We start from the raw sequence: 22,810 nt of genomic DNA, 5'->3' as shown, positions 1-22,810 counted from the left end.
TTAACATGAAAAAATACTATGCATGCATATTAAACGACAAAAACGAAAAATTCATATTTACATCTTGGGAAGAATGCAAAAAAAAAATTATAGGACAAAAAAATAAAATAAAAAGTTTTAAAACAAAAGAAGAAGCAAATAAATGGCTCTTAAAAAATGGGGAAATTAATACTTGTCATCCAAAAGGCATATATTTCGACTCCGGCACAGGCAGAGGACAAGGAGTAGAAGTTAGAGTCGTAAATGAAAAAGGAATATCAATAATAGACAAAGTAGTAAAACAAGACTTTATTAACGATTACAATAATCACTATGTCAAAAATTTTAACGGAATTAGTAATAATTATGGTGAACTTTTAGGACTATACATTGCCCTTAAAATAGCATTACAAGAAAATACAAAAAACATATTTGGAGATAGTAAGCTTGTCATCGATTATTGGTCTAAAGGTTTTTACAATAAAAACTTAAATAAAAACACTATCAAATTAATTCAAAATGTTATCAAATTAAGAAATATATTTGAAAACAGCGGAGGACAAATAGTATTGATATCAGGTAACAATAATATTGCAGATCTTGGCTTTCATAAAAGATAAAGTAATACTTAACTTAAAAAACAATATCAATATATATATATATATATATATATTGATATTGAATAATTCAACTCAAATAACAATACTGATTATATTTTTTATATAAAATCAAAATAAAAATAGACTTACAAATGACTACTTTCAACAAATCACAATAGATATAACATTAGATCTAAAAAATTCTATCTTGTTTATTAGACTTTCTATTAATTAAAAGTTCATAGTTAGTACTTGAATTACTCTCAAACGATGACTTAACAGGCTCAAAGAAATTCCAAGAAATATAAATTGAAAAAGTATTTCTCCAAATTGAAGAATACCGATTATTATCATGCTTTAAAATATCTGGACTTAAACTATATTCACCAACAAATTTCCAATCATAAAAATTAAATTTAAAACTTGTACTAATTTTTTTAATCTTAAATAATGAATCTTTTCTATCCTGAATATTAAAAAAATTAAATGACTTAAAAACATCTTCTAAAAAATTGACTGTTGCAAGATCAATTTGATTCATATATCCCCCAAAATATCTAAAAGTTTTTGTATTAATAGAACGAGTTGCAATATCCAATTCAAAAAATTTAGTATACTTAAACTTTAAAGTAAACTCAGCCCAAAATTCATTATCAACAAATTTTTGCAAATTCATTTTCCATCCAACATCTGTTCCAAAGCCAATTGAAAATTTTTCATCAAAAAATTTAAATTCATATAAATCTTTTTTATACTGAGCACTTAAAGAATACGGAACAAGCTTAGCCATAGAATCCACTTTTGCAAAATCACCAAGTGATTTATCATATTTATACTCAAAATCATTTTTCATTTCAAATGCAAATTTAAAATCATAAGCATCCACCTTTAACGAAAGTTCAGATAATCCATTAATTAAAGGATCATAAGCAATTAAAAAAGAAAATTTTAAATAATCTAAATATCTTGGTTCCAACTTATAATATAAAGCAGGATTCATCTTTAAATGCTTATATGGATATATAGGTTTTAAGGGTATTGAATTAATAAATGTCTTTTTTGAAAATAAAGTTTTTTTAGTGTCTTCTTTAAATTTTTTATCATATTTAACACCAATACCCACTTCTTGTAACAAATAAGGAAATTCTAGAGAAAATTTAAATTCAGAAGAAGCATATATGCTTTCAAAAGTATTTTTCAGTACACTTGAAAAACTAGTAGTAAAGAATTTATAATCATAAATCAAATCAAAATTAAAATCTTGATAAAATGTTTCAGGACTTTTTAAAAAAACAGTATTACTCTTGCCGGTTAAAATTTTAGAATCTACATCATACTTTTTATCAAATGAATAAAGAGTAATTTTATTTTCAAATTTAATACTACTACGAGAAAAATTAGGATACATCATGAAAGGTAACAGATTTAAAGTGGTCTTATGAATAATTGAATGCTCACCTTTTTTATCTTTCTCTATTAAATTATAATTTTTATCTAAGGGATTATATTCAACAGTATTAAGATACAAAATATCTTCAAAAGTAATTTGTCGATTATTAAAGTCAGCATAAAATTTTAAATCTATTTTATTTTTAATATCAAACAAATAAGTCTTTACATCATATTTAAATTCCTGAGGAGATTTAAATTTAGAATCATCAAAAAATATATTATTTTTTAAATAAGGATTAATACCAAATCTTATATAAAAAGAATCTTGTTTATTAAAATCATTAGAAACAATTGGATTAGGAACTAAATGAAAATCTTTAATTAAATCTTTTTTTTCCTTAAGTTTTTCTGAATCACTTTTATCTTTATCATCTTCAACACTATCCCCAATATTTTTAACTTTAGGTCCCATAATTATTTCTTTAGTTTTAGAATCAGAAGAAACAGTCCAATTATTATTATAAAGATCCTTTTGAAAATTTAAATCAATATAAGGCAAATGAATCCTCTCTAAATAAAACCATTTTCTAGTAGGATCCTTAATATTTTTCTTAGACTTGGCATTAAATATATTATCATAACTTGCTAATTTAAAAGTAAATCCCAAATTATTTAACCTATAATCGATAAGAGAATTATCACCAAAAGTACGATTATAAAAAGAAGACAAATTCCAATCAAATGTGCTTATCATTTTTTCTATTTCTGATGAAGATTTTGGAGAACTTAAAAGAGATAAAAATGTTCCACTCTCTAATCTATCTTTAAAGTCAATCATCACATAAGGATCTGAATAATGTTCAAAGATTACTGAAAAAAGTGCATCACTGATTAAAAATTCAGACTTAGATTTAAGTAAATATCTAAAAGGAACTTCAAACCCAAATATATTACCCTTATTTATATTATCAAAACTAAAAAGAGAATAATTAATACTATTACTATCAAAAGGACGATAAACTCCAGACAGAATATGTCTATGCACAGTTCTTGTAAAACCTATTCCAAAACTAACTTCAAAGGTCTTAAAAAGATCTAAAGTATTGCTTAAATTAAGATCAATACCTGTATAAAATCCCAAATTAGAATAAATATCAAAAATCAACTTAACATAATCTTTATTCAATTTAGAGACAACATCCTCTGCAAAAAAATAAGTTAAATAACCATTCCTAATATAAGGCTCTTTAGACGAATCATACATTGAATGAAAATCAAAATCCAAAAAAGAAAACTTGTCACTATCAACAGACTTCTTCCCAAATAAATATACAGTATTAAAAAGAGTAAGACCTCTCTTGGGAAAATATCCTAAAGATGGATTAAAAAATAAACTATCACCTGGTTTAAAAAAGAACGGAATATAAAACATTGGTACTCTTCCTATATAAAACACAGCATTAAGAATACCAAAATCTCCAGATGGTAAAATCCATATCTTAGAAGCTTTAATAGAATAATAAGGTTCTGGGATTTTACTGGTTGTAACAAAAGCCTGTTCTAATATGCTAGCATCATTATCCAACCTTTTTAAAGATTTACCCCCAAATGAAACAATATGATCAACTAAATTCCTCTGTATTTTTTTTTGAATAATTCCATCTTTAAGAAGCAAATTTTTAGAATCAAAATCAACAAATAATTCATTACCATAAAAATATAATTTTTCATCAGAACTTAAATCAAGTTTATAATCAACATTTCCACTAGAAAAAAGCTTCTTGGTTTTTTTATTAAAAACAATCTTATCACCTTGGATGTTATGTTTTTTATTCTCTTTAACATCTTCAATAATAAGTTTCACTCTACCTTTAAATACAATATTTTCATCTCCCGTAAGCTCATAGGTAAAATTTTCAAGATTATCTGTACTCTCAATAACTACTTTATATCTTCCTGCATCCTTGCCATCTTTTGAAAAAAGATCAGGAGATATACCAAATTTTTCCAAAAGCAATGACTTTATCTTAGAAATGTCTCTCTCTTTGATCCCTTCTTTTAATGCCCATTTTTTTAAATCCTCATCACTAGAAAGCTCAAGTTCCCTTAAATTAGCTTTCTGCATTAAAGTCAGTTTATTTTTGCTTTTATCCTTATCACTATCATCCTGAGAAAACAGAATAAAACAACTAAAAATATTTAATAAAACTAATATTATAAAAGATTTTTCAAAAACATTCCTGTATAGGAACTCTTGCATTTTGCAACCTCTTCAGGAGTTCCAGATACAACAATATTTCCTCCAGATACTCCACCCTCAGGACCTAAGTCTATTATATAATCCGCTTGCTTAATAACATCTAAATTATGTTCTATGAGAACCACAGTATTTCCATTTTTAACAAGTAATTGCAATACTTCTAATAATTTCCTTATATCATCAAAATGTAAACCCGTAGTTGGTTCATCAATAATATAAAAAGTTTTTCCACTACTTTTCTTACCAAGCTCAAATGCCAATTTAATTCGTTGAGCCTCTCCTCCTGAAAGGGTTGTTGATGACTGTCCCAATTTAATATATTCAAGTCCAACTTGTTTTAAAAGGTTTAAATAATGACTAATCTTTGGAACATTTTCAAAGAAATCTTTAGCTTCAAGAACACTCATTTCTAAAACATCATAAATATTTTTCCCCTTATACCTAATTTCCAAAGTTTCTTCATTAAATTTTTTACCTTTACATAGACCACAAGGAACAAAAACATCAGGTAAAAAATGCATCTGAATGTTTAAATATCCATCACCCTGACATTTTTCACAACGTCCGCCCTTAACATTAAAAGAAAATCTACCAGCTTTAAATCCCCTTGTCTTAGACTCTGGAAGCTTTGCAAAAATTTCCCTAATCTCTGTAAAAAATCCAACATAAGTTGCCGGATTTGATCTTGGAGTTCGTCCTATTGGTTTTTGATTTATTTGAATAACCTTATCAATTTGTTCATAGCCAATAATATTCTCAAAACCATCAGAATAGATTTCATTCGCTTTTAACCTACTATCCAAAGCAGGATATAATACCTCATTAAGAAGAGTACTCTTTCCACTACCAGAAACCCCAGTTATTACAGTAAAAACTCCCAAAGGAATGTGAACGTTAATATTTTTTAAATTATTTTTATTTGCATTGAAAAGTACAATTTTGGATTTCCCTATTTTACGTCTTACTTCTGGAACTTCTATTTTAAGTTGTCCACTTAAATATTTGCCGGTTAAACTATTTTCATTATTTAAAATATCAGATAATATTCCCTTAGCAACTATCTCCCCACCATAAATCCCAGCTCCAGGCCCAACATCAATAATATAATCAGCAGTACGTAAAGTCTGTTCATCATGTTCTACAACAATTACTGTATTGCCAAGTTCTTTAAGATTAACAAGGGTCTTTACTAATTTTTCATTATCTCTTTGATGCAACCCAATGCTAGGTTCATCAAGTACATAAAGAACTCCAGCAAGAGCTGAACCTATTTGTGTAGCAAGTCTAATTCTTTGAGCTTCACCCCCTGAAAGAGTGCCAGATATTCTGTCCAAACATAAATAAGACAGTCCAACATCAATTAAAAATTTGAGCCTACTCCTAATTTCTTTTAAAATCTCTTTAGCAATTTTTGTATCAAACTCATCAAACTCAATATTTTCAAAAAATAAATAAGAATCCATAACAGATAAACTATTAAGCTCCTGAATATCTTTCCCACCCAATTTAACAGACAAAGCCTCGCAACTCAATCTCTTTCCCTTACAAAAATTGCAAATTCTACGAGACATCAAACTTTCATAAAATGATCTAGCACTATCAGATTCAGTTGCAAGATAACGTCTCTTTAAAAGAGGAATAAGACCTTCAAATTCCTTAGAATAATGAAAACCTCCACTAATTTCTTTAGCTTCCATTTCTCTAGACTTATAAACAAAATCTATCTTTACATTATCTCCATACAAAATCTTTTGAAGAACATCCTTAGGAATATCACTTATAGGAGTATTTAACTTAAATCCATAATGTTTAGATAAGCCCTTAAAAATTGCCAAAGCCCAAGGCGAACTTGATTTAAACGTAATAAATGCATCCTCATTAAAAGAAAGTTTCATATTAGGACAAATTTTTTCAAAATCAAAATCAAGTATAATACCAAGCCCAGAACATTCACTACAAGCTCCAAACGGACTATTAAATGAAAAAAGCCTTGGTTCTATTGCAGGAAGAGAAAACCCACATAAGGGACAACTATTATGCTCTGTAAAAATTCTATCTATTTTTTTAAAATCATCTTCAATTTCTACACGCAAATATCCATTAGACACCAATAAAGCAGTTTCAATAGATTCTGAAAGTCTCACTCTTATATCATTACTCAATTTTATTTTGTCTATTATAATTTCAATATTATGCTTTTTATTTTTATCTAATTTTAAGTTAACGGCATCCTCTATTAAATAATCTTGAAAATCTATCCTAACTCTAGCAAACCCTTGATTTAATATTTTCTCAAGTTCTTTGTTATGAGTACCCTTTGCACCCATAACAATAGGAGCAAATAATATAACTTTGGAACCCTCAGAATAACTTAAAATAACATTAATTATATTATCTAAAGATTGCTCTTCGATTAAATTTCCATCATTGGGACAATATGGCTTGCCAACTTTTGCAAACAACAATCTATAATAATCATAAATTTCAGTAATAGTCCCAACCGTTGATCTTGGATTATTGCTGATAGTTTTCTGTTCAATTGAAATAGCAGGAGAAAGTCCGCCTATATATTCAACATTTGGCTTTTTCATTACGCCCAAAAACTGCCTTGCATAAGAAGATACAGACTCCATATATCTCCTCTGTCCTTCTGCAAAAATTGTATCAAAAGCTAAGGATGACTTCCCAGAACCACTCTTTCCAGATATTACCACCAAACTATTTCTTGGAATATCAACATCAACATTTTTTAAATTATGTTCCCTTGCACCTCTAACAGTAATGTTTTCTTTCAAAAATATAAACTCCTCGTTATTAAAACATCATATATTAATAAGCTCTTTGAGCCTATCTCTCAAAAAGATAGCATCTTCAAACCGCTCATCCTCAACCGCTTCATTAAGCTCAAACTTAAGCTTAATGATAAGATCTTCTCTAGACAACTTATCATCGGAAATAATTTTTTCAACATTATAATCAAGAGTTTCATTTTTAAATTCTTTTTCTAAAATACTTTGCACTTTTTTGACAATAGTTTTTGGAACAATATTATTCGCTCTATTATATTCAATTTGAATATTCCGCCTTCTACTTGTTTCTTCAATGGCCTCTTGCATTGCATAACTTATTTGATCATAGTACATTATAACACAACCATGTGAGTTTCTAGCAGCTCTACCAATAATCTGAATTAAAGAAGAAGCCGACCTTAAAAATCCTACCTTATCAGCATCTAGTATAATAACAAGAGAAACCTCGGGAATATCTAAACCTTCCCTTAACAAATTAATCCCCACAATAACATCAATCTCTGATTTCCTAAGAGATGTAATAATATTTACCCTTTCAATAGCATTAAATTCTGCATGCAAATACCTGGCCTTTATACCAAGAGTCAATAAATAATCTGTTAAATCTTCAGACATTTTTTTAGTCAAAGTCGTAATTAAAATCTTCTCATTTAAAACTACCCTTCTTTGAATTTCACTATAAATATCTTCTATTTGTCCATCTGAAGGTCTAAGAATAATCTCTGGATCAACAAGACCTGTTGGGCGTATTATTTGTTCAACAATAACACTACTCTTTTCACATTCCTCAAGGCCAGGCGTTGCTGACACAAAAACAGCCTGATTAATCAAAGACTCAAACTCATAATACTTAAGTGGCCTATTCTTCAACGCTGATGGCAATCTAAAACCAAAATTCACAAGATTTAACTTTCTTGAATAATCCCCATTATACATTCCTCTAAACTGAGGCAAAGTAACATGAGATTCATCAATAAATAGCAAATAATCTTCAGGAAAAAAGTCGAAAAGACAATAAGGTCTATCTATTTCATCCCCGCCAAAATATGCAGAATAATTTTCTATACCTTGACAAAATCCTGTTTCCCTTAACATTTCAATATCATATTTCACTCTTTGTCTAAGTCTTTCAGCTTCAACAAGCTTATTATTTTCTTGAAAATAACGACATTGCATTTCTAAATCAACCTGTATTTCAGGCAGAGCATTTAATATTTTTTCATAAGGAATAACAAAATAAGATTTAGCAAAAAGCGTAAATTCATCAGCAAAACCTAAATTTTTCTTTGTAAGTGGACTAATTCTGTTTATTTGCATAATTTTATCAAAATCCAAATAAATCCTATATGCAAAATCACCATGTTCATTACTAGGCCATATTTCAACAACATCACCCTTAATAGAAAATTTATCATGTTCAAGATTTGCAAATGTCCTTTCATATTGCAGTTTAACAAAAACGTCTGCTATCTCCTTAATGGAAATTTTTTGTCCTACAAAAAAAACATTAGCAGCACTTTTAAAAAATATTGGTGAACCTAATGCATAAATTGAAGAAACCGTGGCAACAACAATAACATCTCGTCTTCTAGAAAGAGATGTCACTGTCCTTATTCTCTTTATTTCAATATCTTCATTAATAGTAGCTTCCTTTTCTATATATAAATCCTTTGATGGAACATAAGATTCAGGCTGATAATAATCATAGTAAGAAACAAAATACTCAACTGCATTATCTGGAAAAAAATCTTTAAATTCCCTATAAAGCTGTGCTGATAAAGTTTTATTATGACTAATTATCAAAGAAGGACGCTCTAAATCCCTAATAATATTAGCTATTGTAAAAGTTTTACCACTACCTGTCACACCCTTTAAAGTCTGATACTTATTATTAAGCAAAATAGATTCCTCAATCTCTCTTATTGCTTTTGGTTGATCACCAGCAGGAAAATAATCAGACTTTAAACAAAATTGCATAAAAACCTCAAATAAAAAGATTATAAATCAAATATAATAATCAACTCTATAGTTATATTTTATTATTTTATAATTTAATTATAAATTCTCAAATAACAAAATAAAGGAAAATAATATGAAAAATAATAAACTTCAAAAAAAATTAAAACAATATATTCAATTTGAAAAAAACAACTTTTTTAAAGATGAAGCCATCAAATTGCTTAAAGAAAACAATGAAACAGAACTATACAATAGATTTCACAAAGAACTAGAATTTGGTACTGCTGGAATGAGAGGTATAATTGGAGCTGGATCATGCTATATTAATACATACAATATCGCCAAAGCAAGTCAAGGAATTGCTAACTATATCCTTACAATAACACAAAATCCTAAAATCGCAATAAGTTACGACTCAAGACACTTTTCAAAAGAATTTGCATATGAAGCTGCTGAAATTTTTGCCTCAAATGACCTTCAAGTTTACATATATAAAAATTTAAGAGCAACTCCACAATTATCCTACACAGTTAGAAAATTAGACTGCGATCTTGGAATAATGATAACAGCAAGTCATAATACAAAAGAATACAACGGATATAAAGTATACTGGAAAGGAGGTGCTCAAATAATAGCTCCACATGATGCAAAAATAATATCGGAAATACAAAAAGTATCTAATATCAAACATACATTCACAAAAAAAGAAGGAATAAATAAAAGAATAATAATTGAACTTAAAAATGAAATTGATATTAAATACGTACAAAAAATAAATGAAGAATTTCCTAATTTCAATCAAAAAAGTAAAACCACAAATTTACGAATCGCATATACTCCTCTGCATGGAACAGGGGGAACAATAATAAAGAAATTATTTAAAGGTAGCAATGTAGAACTTTTAACAGAACAAACACAAATAAATCCTGACCCAGAATTTCCTACAGTAAAATATCCCAATCCTGAAGAACACATAACCATGTCTAGAGTAATAGAACTTGCAAAGAAAACAAACTGTGACATTGCATTTGCAACAGATCCAGATGCTGATCGATTGGGTATTGCTTTCAAAGAAAACAGAAAATGGAAAATTTTAAATGGAAATCAAATTGCATGCATCTTAATGCACTATTTACTATCTAGAGAAAATAATCCCAAAAACACCTTTATAATAGCATCTTTTGTCACAACCCCAATGTTAGACAAAATAGCTCAAAAATACAACACAACATTATATAGAACATATACAGGATTTAAATGGATAGGAAACTTAATAGATAAGATACAAAAAAAAGAACCAAACAAAAAATTTATTTTTGGATGTGAAGAAAGTTATGGATACCTAATTGGCACTGGAACTAGAGATAAAGATGCATTTTCAGCCATAAAAGGATTTTGTGATTTAATGTTTACACTAAAAAAAAACCAAATCACAATAAATCAATATCTCCAAACAATGTACAAAGAATTTGGATATTACGAAGATTTCACAATTAATAAAATCTTTAAAGAAACTAATGGTGATTTTTTAAGAGAAAAACTAATGTTACAATTTAGAAACGATATTACAAAAGAATTTGCAGGTCTTATTATAATTAAGAAATTAGATTACACAACACTCAAAGAAACCGATATGAATGGAAATATACATCCAATAAAAGACTATACACACACCACAAATGCAATAAAATTTTTATTAGAAAATAAAATAGAAATAACAATTAGACCATCTGGCACAGAAGCAAAAATTAAATTTTATATATCCATACATTCAAGATACGAACAAAAAAATAATATTTTTGATATAATGAACAAAATAAAGATGGAGATAGAAAAATATTAATATAACAGACAAATTAACAAACCTAGTTGAAATATCGTCAAGAGAAGTAGCTAGAAAAAATAAAAATAGAGAAGTCTCAAGTTGGCATTTATTAATGTCTATATTAATTCATCCTAAAAAATCTGAAATAAAAAATATAGAAACCAAAACTTTAAAAAATATTAAACAAGATACATTATACGAGATAGAAAAGCTCGAAAAAGTCTTAATTGGCACCAATGAAATTGTCATCCCAAAAATAAGCAGAGAAATTTTTACTCTTATTGAACAAACAAAAAAAGAATTTAAGTCCAAAACTTTAATAGGCATAAAAGAAATTTTTTATCAGATCTTAAAAACAAAAAAGCTTCTCAAAAAATATAAACTTAATAAACTAAGTTTTAACTTCGATGAAGATAATATAATAACAAGCAGAGATAAAATAAGATTAATTGAAACATATAAAGAATTTGACGATGAAACAAGACAAAATGACTACTTTGAAATTAACAAATATGTTAAAAATCTCACAATACTTGCAAAAGAAAAAAAACTCGATCCTCTAATAGGACGTGAAAAAGAAATTCAATCATTAATAAGCATACTTGAACGAAGAAACAAAAATAGCACAATTTTAATAGGAGAACCTGGAATTGGAAAAACAGCAATTGTTGAAGGACTTGCCATTAAAATTGCAAACAAAGAAATAAAAAGTCAATTACAAAATAAAATAATACTACAAATTGAAACTTATGACTTAGTTTCTGGAACTAAATACAGAGGTGAATTTGAAGAAAGATTAAATAATATAATTAAGTCTATAAAAAACAATAAAAACATAATAATATTTATTGATGAAATACACACTTTAATAGGAGCGGGAAATTCTGAAGGTTCTATTGATGCAGCAAATATCTTAAAACCTATTCTCTCTCGTTCTGCAATACAAATAATAGGTGCAACGACTTATGATGAATATAGAAAACACATCTCTAAAGACAAGGCATTCACTAGAAGATTTCAAACAATATCAATCAAAGAACCTGATGAAAAAGAAACTCTCAACATAATCAACAGCATAATAAAAAACTTTGAAAACTATCACGGTGTCACTTATGAAAAAGAAGCCATAGAAAATGTTATTAGCTTATCATCACAGTATTTAACTAATAGAAAATTTCCCGATAAAGCAATTGATCTAATTGACATTGCTGGAGCTCAGAAAAAACAACAAGAAATAAACACAAAAATAGTAAATGTTGAGGATATTAAAAATACAACAGATGAATTTTTTGGCATTAAGATAAAACTCAATCTCACAGAAGAAATTGCATATCTTAAAGAAGAAACAACAAACATCAAAGAAAAAATAATTGGACAAGAATCTGCCATATATGAAATCATTATAGAAATGGTAAAAACAAAATTAGGCATCAACAATAATACACAACCATTAACATCAATACTACTCATAGGTTCCAGTGGAAGTGGAAAAACAATACTATCAAAAACAATATCAAAAATCATGATTAAAGATCAAAATTCAATATTGCAGTTAGATATGTCAGACTACAGAGAAGAAACTTCTATATCAAAATTAATAGGAACAAATCCGGGATATACAGGTTATACTGACGGTGGTATTTTAATAAACAGATTAAAATATAATCCTAGAGCATTCATCATATTTGAAAATATTGAATATGCTCATAATTCCGTACTGAGCATAATAGAACAAATACTTGAAAATGGAGAACTAATTGACAATAAAGAAGATAAAATATCTTTTAAGAATAGCATCATTATTTTAAGTACATCTATTGGTAGTAAAATATTACTTGGAAAAGGCATCCTTGGATTTAATAAAACAGACAATAATACAGATATTAAAAGCACAATCAATAATGAACTTAAAACAAAACTTAAGTCATCATTAATAGATAAAATACAAAAAAAAATAATTTTTAATGTCTTAACAGAAAAAGATCTCAGCATAATTTACGATAATTACTGCAAAGAACTTACTAAAAAATTTAGCCTAAAAAACATCCAAATAGAAATTGATGACTCTCTTAAAAATCATATAATCAAAAAATATTATGATAAAAATTCTGGGGCAAGAAGTATCTTAAATGCAGTAAAAGAAAACATAGAAGAAAAAATTATTAATCAAATATTTCATAATCCTAATATAAATCTAATAAAAATATATTTAGAACAAAACAATATAAAAATCAAACAAAAGGAAATTTTATGTTCAAAAAAGTAGAAAGTAAAGTACATTTTCCCCAATTAGAAGAAAAAATATTACAATTTTGGAATTATAATAAAATTTTCGAAAAATCGATGAAACAACGAGAAGGATGTGAAGAATTTACATTCTATGATGGTCCACCATTTGCAACAGGGCTTCCCCATTTTGGACATTTTGTTCCAAATACAATTAAAGACATAATTCCAAGATATCAAACAATGAAAGGAAAACATGTCAAGAGATATTTTGGATGGGATACTCATGGATTACCAGTAGAATATGAAGTAGAAAAATCTTTAAAATTATCTGGAAGATATGAGATAGAACAATATGGTATCGATAAATTTAATGAAGAATGTAGAAATATAGTTTTAAGGTATACAAAAGAATGGGAAAAAATAATAACAAGGCTGGGAAGATGGGTTGACTTTGAGAATAATTACAAAACAATGGATTTAACATTCATGGAATCCGTATGGTGGGTATTTAAAACACTTTACAATAAAGGTTTAATTTATGAAAGCTACTATGTATTGCCATATTCTCCAAAACTTGCAACCCCTTTATCAAATTTTGAAGTCAATCTTGGTGAATACAAAGAAATTCATGATCCATCATTAACTATCAAATTTAAGATCAAAGATAAAAATGAATATCTACTTGCATGGACCACAACTCCTTGGACATTACCCACAAATCTTGGAATTGCTGTTGGGAAAGACATAGATTACTCTAAAATACTTGATCAAGAAAAAAATGAAATATACATAATAGGAACAAAAAGATTAAATCACTATTATCAAGATGAAAACACATACGTAATAATAGAACAATTTAAAGGTGAACATATCAAGGGAATAGAATATGAACCCCTATTTGACTACTTTATAAACCAACGAAACAAAGGGGCTTTTAAAATTCATACAGCAGAATACGTTACAACCGATGACGGAACAGGAATAGTACACATTGCACCATTTGGAGAAGAAGACTATCAAATACTTAAAAAAAATACTCAAACTGACATGATAACTCCTATAGATGCCGAATGCAAATTCACAATCGAAATTAAAGATTTTGAAGGATTATTTGTTAAAGATGCAGACAATAAAATAATAGAAAAATTAAAATCAATGAATCTTTTATTCAAAAGAGAAAACTATTTACACAGATATCCATTCTGCTACAGAACAAATTCACCTCTAATTTATAGACCTATAAGCTCATGGTTTGTCAATATTGAAAAAATCAAAGAAAAACTTATAAGATCAAATGAACAAATAAATTGGATGCCTGAACATCTTAAAAAGGGAAGATTTGGCAAATGGCTAGAAAATGCAAGAGATTGGGCAATAAGTAGAAATAGATTTTGGGGAAATCCAATACCGATTTGGAAATGCTCAAAAACAGGAAATAAAATATGTATAGGATCTAGGGAAGAATTGGAAAAATTATCAGGACAAAAGATTATCGATTTACATAAAGATAAAATTGATAAGATCACCTGGCCTAGCGAATATGGTGGCACATATGTTAGAACAAGTGAGGTTTTAGATTGCTGGTTTGAATCTGGTTCAATGCCTTACGCAAGCAAACATTACCCATTTAAAGACAAAGATAAATTCCACAATATCTTCCCTGCTGATTTTATTGCAGAAGGATTAGATCAAACAAGAGGATGGTTTTATACATTAACAATTTTAGGGACTGCTCTTTTTGAAAAGACAGCATTCAAAAATGTAATAGTTAATGGACTAGTATTATCTAGTGACGGAAAAAAAATGTCAAAATCACTCAAAAATTATACAGATCCAATACAAATAATAAACACATTTGGAGCAGATGCTTTAAGACTTTATTTGATAATGAGTCCAGTAATAAAAGCTGATGATCTAAAATACAGCGATGATGGGGTTAAAGATGTCTTAAAAAATATTATAATCCCTATTTGGAATGCTTACTCATTTTTTATAACCTACGCAATCATTGACAAGTTTAAACCTAATAATCATATAAATCTATATAAAACCAATATACTTGATAAATGGATAATTAGCGAAATTGAAAGCTTAAAGCAAATATTAAACGAAGAAATAGATAAATATAACTTAACAAAATCAATAGAAGTACTTCTTACATTCATCGACAAGTTAAATAACTGGTATATCAGACGATCAAGAAGAAGGTTTTGGAAATCTGAAAATGACAATGATAAAATAGATGCTTATGAAACATTATATTATACTTTAAAAAACTTAATGCTAATGCTTGCACCATTTATTCCATTTTTAACAGAAGAAATATATCAAAATTTAAAGACCAAAAATGAAAAAGAATCTATTCATTTAAATGATTATCCTCAATCAATCAAGGAACTTGTTAATATAGAACTTGAAGAAAAAATGAATTTCATAAGAAAAGTAATAGCAATTGCAAGAGCACTAAGAGCATCGCACAATATAAAAATACGAAAACCTATTAAAGCAATATACATTATCACTAAAAATCATAAAGAACAAAATACTCTAAAAGAAATGACAGGAATAATACTTGAAGAGATTAATGCAAAAGAAATAAAAATAAAATCCAATGAAGAAGAACTTGTAACTTATAAAGCAAAAGCAAACTTCAAAGAACTTGGAAGCAAACTCGGCACAAATATGAAAGCAGTAGCATTAGCAATAACAAAACTAAGCAATGAAAACATATTAGAAATAATAAATGGCAATACACATATAATGACAATCAACAATAATACATATGATATCACACTAAAAGATATAATACTAGAAAGACATGAAAGAAAAAATTTAAAAGTAATTAATGAAGATTCTATAACAATAGGACTAGATACTTTAATAACAGAAGAATTATATCTAGAAGGACTATCACGAGAACTTATAAGGAAAGTACAAAATTTAAGAAAAGAAAATAATTTCAATGTTACCGACAGAATAATACTATACACAAATAATGATGAAATACTTACAAAAATAATTAATAACTTTGAAAGTTATATTAAAACTGAAACTTTAGCAATAACAATAGAAATTAATAATAAAAAAGCCTTAACAACTTTAGAATTAGATGAGGAAATATCAGTAAATATAGGTATAGAAAAATGCTTAAATTAATTATTAATATTTGTATTGCTATGCTTTTAATAGGATGTATAACTCTAACTTACCATCCACCTAAAAAAAATATATCTTCAATAATGTTATTAGACCCTTCATCAGATATATATGCTTATATAAATTTATCTAAAAACAGATTCATCTATAGTGAACTCGAAATGAAATACAAAATAGGTCTTCATACTGTTGGTAATTTATATTTAAGCTACACAAAAAATCCAGAAACTTTTTCATCAATAATAACAGGCAATTTTCCCAAAAGCGCATTTTGGAAAATAAACAATCATCCGAATTTTCAATCATGTGGAAATATATTTATGAATCCAAAATGGAAAATAAAAAATTCAAACATATATATAACTCCAACTAAAGACAAAAAAGGTATCTTAATCAATCAAAAAGAAATAACGCATCAAAATACAAACATACTCATAACAAAATACATTGATATCATTAATCAAAATGAAATATTCATTTTGATTAATGATATCACTAAATTAATTCCAAACAACATAAATAAAACAAATTTAATTCCCTTTAATAAAGGATTTTTCATTGCAAACAGTGCAAACGATAACGAATATAATTTTAAAGCTTATCTAAATACTAATAACCCCAAAATACTCTCTATTGCATCAAAAAAATTAATACCAAGTATCCTGAAACATATAACAAAAATAATAATTTCAGGGCCTATAACATCTAAAATACAAGATAAAAATACCATAGAACTTCAATTTAATGTTAATAAAATGAGTATTAAAGAATTTATAACAAATTTAATACATACTAAAAATAATAAACATTAACTATTTATACATAAATTAACAAACCTATTTCTAATACTTCTAATACAAGTTCTAAATTAAAAAAGTGATAATAAATTAAAATAAACTTAAATCACCAACAATAAGCCTACCATGATAAGCTTTTGCACCTAAAATAGCATCAATACTATCAATATTAGATTTATTAACTTTTCCAGCAACAACAATTTCTGCTTTATTTTGACTCATCAATATTAAATCTTTAAGTATCATAAGCGAATCTTCTGCTTTAAGACCCCCTCCTGAAGTCAAGATTCTATGAACACCAATATCTAAAAGATTAACCACAGAATCTCTAATATTATGAGTTTCATCAATCGCTTTATGAAAAGTAACCTTTAAAGGATAAGAAAAGTTCAACAAATATTTAGTTCTCTCTATATCAATTTCATCATTATCTCTTAAAATACCAAAAACCACCCCTTCAACCCCAAGACTTTTGCAAAGCTCAATATCTTCTTGCATAACCTGAAACTCTAAAGTAGAATACACAAAATTACCACACCGTGGTCTAATCATCACAACAATAGGAATATCCACCAAAATTTGTTTCAAAATTTTTATGGTACCATAAGAAGGTGTAGTTCCTCCACAAAACATATTTTCACAAAGTTCAATTCTACTTGCACCAAGCTCAACAGCACGTAAAGCCTCTAATACATTAAAAACACATGCCTCTTTTATCATTAGACATCCAAATTACACAACAATCTATTTATACCAAAATAATGATATAACGCTCCAATTTTTCCAGAATCATTATTAAACTTAGTTATTTCAAGTTTTACAAGTTTTCTAATATCATTATCATAAATACGTGCCAATTCTAAAGACCATAAATTTTCTAGCTTATCATATATTCTGCTTATTAAATCCGATCTTGAACTTATTCCACCTCCAATTAATATCTTTTCAGGATTTAAGACAAAAATTAAATTAAAAATACCAAATGATAAAGTTTCAAAAAAATAATCTATTTCATTCCTAACATGAATATTACCATTATCAGCAAGTTCAAAAACATATTCGCCAGAAACATTATCTAACTCCATTTCTAAACGACTAGCAACTCTTCGTCTTAAAGCTGCAACAGAAGCTAAAGATTCCCATCTACAATTAAAAGGAATATTATTATCAAGACCTCTGGTAATCATAAATCCAATTTCACCAGACATAAAAGAATATCCTCTTACAAGTTTCCCATTAAGAAATATTCCAGCACCAATGCCTGTTCCAAGCGTTAAAGCAATAAAATCATTAGAATGAATAGCATTACCTTTAAATTTTTCTGCTAAAGCCACACAATTAGCATCATTTTCAATTTCAACATTTACTCCTGTTAAATTTTCAAGCCTCTCTTTTAAAGGATAATTAGTAAAACCTTTAATGGCATTCACTCTAATAACAAGCCCCCTAGGATCAACAAATCCAGGAATACAAATTGCAACACCTTCAACATTATCCTCTCTCTTATAATAATTAATTATATCAACTAAAATATCAACTTGCTCATCAGCAGTAGCACCCGATTTAACTTCGCATTTATCAAAAAAATTACCACCACCATCTGCAAGAGAATATTTAGTATTAGTGCCTCCAACATCAATCGCAATATAATGTTTCATACAATTCTCCATATCCTAAAATATTCAAATAATTATACAATAAAAAATTAAAAACTCTCTATAGTAATTTTAGAAACTGTAGAAACTTTCTCTACAACTATTTGCGTCTTAATTTCTTCCTTTAAATAAGAAACATGAGATATTATACCTATTTGACGCCCATCTATACGCTGCAAATCAGAAATTTTTGGTATCACTACTTTTAAAGTATCTTCATCAAGACTTCCAAAACCCTCATCAAGAAAAAACGCCTCTATTTTAAGATCACTATCCCTTATCATATCTGAAAAGGCTAAAGAGAGAGATAAAGATACAAGAAATCTCTCACCACCAGATAAAGTTTTAACATTACGAGTCATATTTCCATCCCTTTTACTCCTAACTAAAAAATTAAAATCTCTACTACCTGTATTAATTTCAAGCTCAAAATCAGGAAGAATAATGCTTAAATATTTCTTATTCGCTATACTAAGAATTTCATCGATCAAAAAACTTTGAACATAATATTTTAAACTAGGAGATACAGTAATAATTTTTTTTAAAATTTCAAGTTTATCATTACGTTCATTGATATTGATTAATTTACTATTAATATTTTTTAAATTAATTTCCTGTTCATTGAGTTCTGATTCAAAATTTTGTACACTTGCAAAAGCTGCATCATATTTACTAATCTCTCTAGATAAAACTTCAATTTGAGACATAAAATTAGACTTTAATTTTAAAAAATGTTCCAAACTATTCTTGCTAGGACTTAAAGAATCAAGAAAAACAATGGGATCTGTATAACAAGTATTACCTTGCATTGCCAATTTGAAATTCAAAAAATTAGAAGTAAAATTATCTAACTCATCTTTAAGCTCTATTTTAAAATTTAATATAGTTTGTTTTATAAATTCAATTTGACTCTCAAGTTTCAATTTTTCATTGTTTATATTATCAAGACACATATCAAATTTCACACGATCATTTTCTATATTTCTTTGAGAAATTAAAAATTTTTCAAATTCTTCCTCTAATAAAGCAGGATCATTAAAATTAATGTTTAAATTAAAATTAGACAGTAAATTTTTTATCTTATCCAAATTGTCTTTAATTTTTACGTCGTTTAAGGAAATTTTAGAATTTAAATCATTCAGAATTGATTTTAATTCTGAAACTTTTTTAAATTTACTTTCAAAAATCAACATCTTATTTTTATCAGAATAATCTATATACTTATGAAATAAATTTTGGCCAACTCTTTTTAAAATTTCTGAATCATTTTTCTTAAACTTTGAAATACAACCTTCCCATTTAATCTTATTTTCTTTATTACGCAAGATATCCAATCTCAAGACATCCAATTCAGATTGTAAAACTTGAAGCTTTGAATTTAATTCTAAAAGATCATTTAAATTACTAATTTTTAACTTTTCTTTTCCTTGATATGCTCTATATGCATCTTCAAGAAACTTAAGATTTTCTATATCTCTCTCAACCAATTCTTTATTTTTACTAAGATGTTCCAAAAATTTTTCATAAAAATCAATCTTAATATCTATATTAACAACCTGAGAAAAATCATTATTTCCATTATTCGAGTTCAACAATAACGATAATCCATTTTTATATTTCAATATTAGTTCCTCATAAAATCCTTTTAATAACTTTAATGCCTCATAATAAACATATTTATCAAAATCAAATGTTACCTCTTTTAAAGCAATACTTTTGATTTCAACATTCTTTTTCCTTTGTTTTTCTAACAATTTCTTTCTTTGAATTTCCAATTGTCTCTCTTTTACAAGTAATACATTATACGCTTTCTCATCAAAGCCTATTTCACAAAAAATAACATTTTCATAATATAATTCTTTTACATAATCAAAATTAAAATTATCTAAATCTAAATATTTTAATTCTTCTAAATCTTTCTGAACTCTTAAAAATTCATAAAAAAACTGATTCTTATCATTTAATAATTCACTATGCCTTCTAACAAAATTTTGCAAATCCAAAAAATCATTAGAATGATAAAATGCAAGTCTTTGATCCAACTGAAATTTGATCTTTGACTGCAAATAATATTCATGCTTTAACTTTTTTCTACTCTCAATTTTAAAAGACAAGTCTAATTTTAAATTATCAATCCTACACTGAATATTTAAATAATTTCTATTAAATTTTATTATCTTTTCACAGATAACTATTAATTTATAAACATTATCAAGATTTTTTTTCAAAGATTCTATATCAATTAAACTCAAAATCTCTTTTAATTCATTGATTTTCTTTTTATTAATACTAACTTTATTTTTTCCCTCAGTGTCTAAAAATATTAATTTTTCTCGATTAAATTTTGTAAGATCTAATTCTTTCTTTAAAAAAATCTCTATATCATCATATTTTTTGAGATTAAAAATACTATCAATTATAGCTGTTTTGCTCTTTGGATTTGAAGTTAAAAATTCCTGAAAATTTCCTTGAGGCAAAATAACAGTTTGGCAAAACTGCTCAAAATCCAATCTACAAAGACTCTTAATGTAAACTAAAACATCATCTCTGTTTTCAATAAAGCTTCCATCACTAAGACAATTTAACACCATACTCTTTGGTGTTTCTTTTTGTCTTATATTAAGTTCAATAAACGATTCATATCTCTTCTCAGAAACAGTAAAAGTAAGTCTCACATAAGCACTATCAAAACCTTTTGAAATAGAATCCGAAATATTTTTATCAAGTCTATAAACACGTGCATAAAGAGCAAGCGTAATACAATCTAAAATTGTACTCTTCCCAGCTCCTGTATTCCCGGAAATTAAAAAAATTCCAGACCTTCTTAAAACAGATACATCAAAATTAATTTCATACTCACCTTTATAAGACGCAATATTTTTAAATACTAATTTATTTATCCTCATATTCCCCTGCTCTTCCCTTCAGTAGCACCTCTTCAAAAAGAGCAATAAGTTCTTCTTCCTTAAATTTATTTCTTCTCTTAAAACCACCCACAATATCCCTTCTCAATTTTTCTTGAAAAAAATATTTCTCATCTCTACTTAACACTTCATCTCTACCAAGCAATTTACGATCATTTTTAAAAGACTCTTCGCTTGAATCTTCTAAATGATAATAAACATCAAATATATTAATGAAACTTGATTTTGTTAAATTATAAATTTGCTCCTCAAATTTTGCATTCACCCTATCATTAATTTCAATTTTTAAATAACAAAGATAAGAAATTTCATTCTTAATCCTATTTAAATTATCAATCACCTCTTGAAAAGAACCTTTAAAAAAATACAATTTACCAAATATAGGAAGTAAAACCCTATTTTGATCAACCAATTTGTTATCACAAAAAAACAAAACGTTTACATATTTTTTAACATCCTCATCAAACGAATACTGAATTGGAGAACCCGAATACACTATATTATCTTTTAATTTTTTAAAATTATGAATATGTCCAAGTGCAACATAAGAAAAATCATTACCAAAAACATTAACGGACAAAATAGGAGTGTCAACAATAATATCTGCTATATCACCGCTAGAAAAAAAATAATGTGCCATTAATATCTTAGGAACGTTAAAATAATCTCTAGAGAGCAATTTAAGAATATCCATTATCCGCATTTGATAAGCTTTTTCAAAATTATCAAGAAATACATTATTGTTCAAATCTATATTTTGATAATTTGAATCTACAAGCAATCTTTCATTAACATAAGGCATACATACAATAACAAATTTAACGTCATTACCATCTTTTAAAAGAATTAAATGATTATTAATGTCATCTCCTGTAACCAAAAAAAAATTAAATTTTGAAAGTATCTTCTTATGAATATTAAAATAATCTTTCTTATCATGATTTCCAGCAATAACCACACACCATTTACAAGATGTAAAAGACAATTCATAAAAAAAATCATTTATTAATTTCTGCTCTTCAATGCCAGGCCTCTTTGAATCATAAATATCACCAGCAATAAGCAAAAGATCAATTTTTTCATTCACAATGAATTTCAATAAAAAATTTAAGAATTGCTGTTGTTCACCAATTCTAGAAAAATGCCCAATTTTTTTACCAATATGCCAATCAGATGTATGTAAAATTTTATAAGTACTCATAAAATACCGTGCTATTTTTGTTGA

General features: G+C 27.0%; 12 protein-coding genes. 5 read left to right on the top strand and 7 right to left on the bottom strand.

Annotated elements, in window-relative coordinates; translation table 11 throughout:
• The first annotated feature begins 5 nt into the window (after positions 1 to 5).
• Positions 6 to 599 (top strand): ribonuclease H family protein, encoded by a 594-nt coding sequence (locus U880_RS0105290; protein WP_024655087.1) that lies wholly within the window; start codon positions 6 to 8, stop codon positions 597 to 599.
• Positions 600 to 771: 172 nt separating this feature from the next.
• On the opposite strand, the gene U880_RS0105285 is transcribed toward U880_RS0105290, so the two are convergent.
• Genes U880_RS0105285 through uvrB form a run of 3 tightly spaced genes read right to left on the bottom strand, consistent with a single transcriptional unit; the run spans position 772 to position 9,017 of the window.
• Positions 772 to 4,230: an LPS-assembly protein LptD gene (locus U880_RS0105285; protein ID WP_038359268.1), complete on the bottom strand. Its 3,459-nt coding sequence runs from the start codon at positions 4,228 to 4,230 to the stop codon at positions 772 to 774.
• Positions 4,185 to 7,025, bottom strand: a complete 2,841-nt coding sequence (gene uvrA, locus U880_RS0105280; RefSeq protein ID WP_024655085.1) for an excinuclease ABC subunit UvrA — start codon at positions 7,023 to 7,025, stop codon at positions 4,185 to 4,187. The genes U880_RS0105285 and uvrA overlap by 46 nt, the downstream gene beginning before the upstream one ends.
• Positions 7,026 to 7,052: 27 nt before the next feature.
• Positions 7,053 to 9,017 (bottom strand): excinuclease ABC subunit UvrB, encoded by a 1,965-nt coding sequence (gene uvrB / locus U880_RS0105275; RefSeq protein WP_024655084.1) that lies wholly within the window; start codon positions 9,015 to 9,017, stop codon positions 7,053 to 7,055.
• Positions 9,018 to 9,132: 115 nt separating this feature from the next.
• Between uvrB and U880_RS0105270 the strand changes: the two genes are divergently transcribed.
• From U880_RS0105270 to U880_RS0105255, 4 genes are all read left to right on the top strand, one after another.
• A complete protein-coding gene (locus tag U880_RS0105270) occupies positions 9,133 to 10,842 on the top strand; it encodes a phospho-sugar mutase (protein ID WP_024655083.1) in 1,710 nt (569 codons plus the stop codon).
• Positions 10,843 to 10,936: 94 nt separating this feature from the next.
• On the top strand, positions 10,937 to 13,090 hold the full coding sequence (locus U880_RS0105265) for an AAA family ATPase (protein ID WP_024655082.1): 2,154 nt from the start codon (positions 10,937 to 10,939) through the stop codon (positions 13,088 to 13,090).
• Positions 13,075 to 16,209, top strand: a complete 3,135-nt coding sequence (gene ileS, locus U880_RS0105260) for an isoleucine--tRNA ligase (RefSeq protein WP_024655081.1) — start codon at positions 13,075 to 13,077, stop codon at positions 16,207 to 16,209. The genes U880_RS0105265 and ileS overlap by 16 nt, the downstream gene beginning before the upstream one ends.
• Positions 16,197 to 17,021 carry a hypothetical protein gene (locus U880_RS0105255; RefSeq protein ID WP_024655080.1) on the top strand — a complete coding sequence of 275 codons (825 nt, stop codon included), beginning with the start codon at positions 16,197 to 16,199 and terminating at the stop codon, positions 17,019 to 17,021. Before ileS ends, U880_RS0105255 begins: the two co-directional genes overlap by 13 nt.
• Before the next feature lie 75 nt (positions 17,022 to 17,096).
• Here the strand turns inward: U880_RS0105255 and U880_RS0105250 are convergent, their stop codons facing one another.
• The 4 genes from U880_RS0105250 to sbcD are packed head-to-tail and all read right to left on the bottom strand — an operon-like array spanning position 17,097 to position 22,786.
• The gene (locus U880_RS0105250; RefSeq protein WP_024655079.1) at positions 17,097 to 17,726 is read right to left on the bottom strand and encodes a copper homeostasis protein CutC; all 630 of its coding nucleotides are present in this window, start codon (positions 17,724 to 17,726) and stop codon (positions 17,097 to 17,099) included.
• The gene (locus tag U880_RS0105245) at positions 17,726 to 18,664 is read right to left on the bottom strand and encodes an ROK family protein (protein WP_024655078.1); all 939 of its coding nucleotides are present in this window, start codon (positions 18,662 to 18,664) and stop codon (positions 17,726 to 17,728) included. The genes U880_RS0105250 and U880_RS0105245 overlap by 1 nt, the downstream gene beginning before the upstream one ends.
• Before the next feature lie 47 nt (positions 18,665 to 18,711).
• The gene (locus tag U880_RS0105240; protein WP_024655077.1) at positions 18,712 to 21,567 is read right to left on the bottom strand and encodes an SbcC/MukB-like Walker B domain-containing protein; all 2,856 of its coding nucleotides are present in this window, start codon (positions 21,565 to 21,567) and stop codon (positions 18,712 to 18,714) included.
• Positions 21,554 to 22,786, bottom strand: a complete 1,233-nt coding sequence (gene sbcD, locus U880_RS0105235) for an exonuclease subunit SbcD (RefSeq protein ID WP_024655076.1) — start codon at positions 22,784 to 22,786, stop codon at positions 21,554 to 21,556. Before sbcD ends, U880_RS0105240 begins: the two co-directional genes overlap by 14 nt.
• Between the last annotated feature and the right edge of the window lie 24 nt (positions 22,787 to 22,810).

The sequence above is a fragment of the Borrelia hispanica CRI genome (assembly GCF_000500065.1).
Lineage (GTDB): Bacteria > Spirochaetota > Spirochaetia > Borreliales > Borreliaceae > Borrelia > Borrelia hispanica.
The sequence above is the reverse complement of the archived record's forward strand: the minus strand, read 5'-3'. Positions and strand labels throughout refer to the sequence as shown.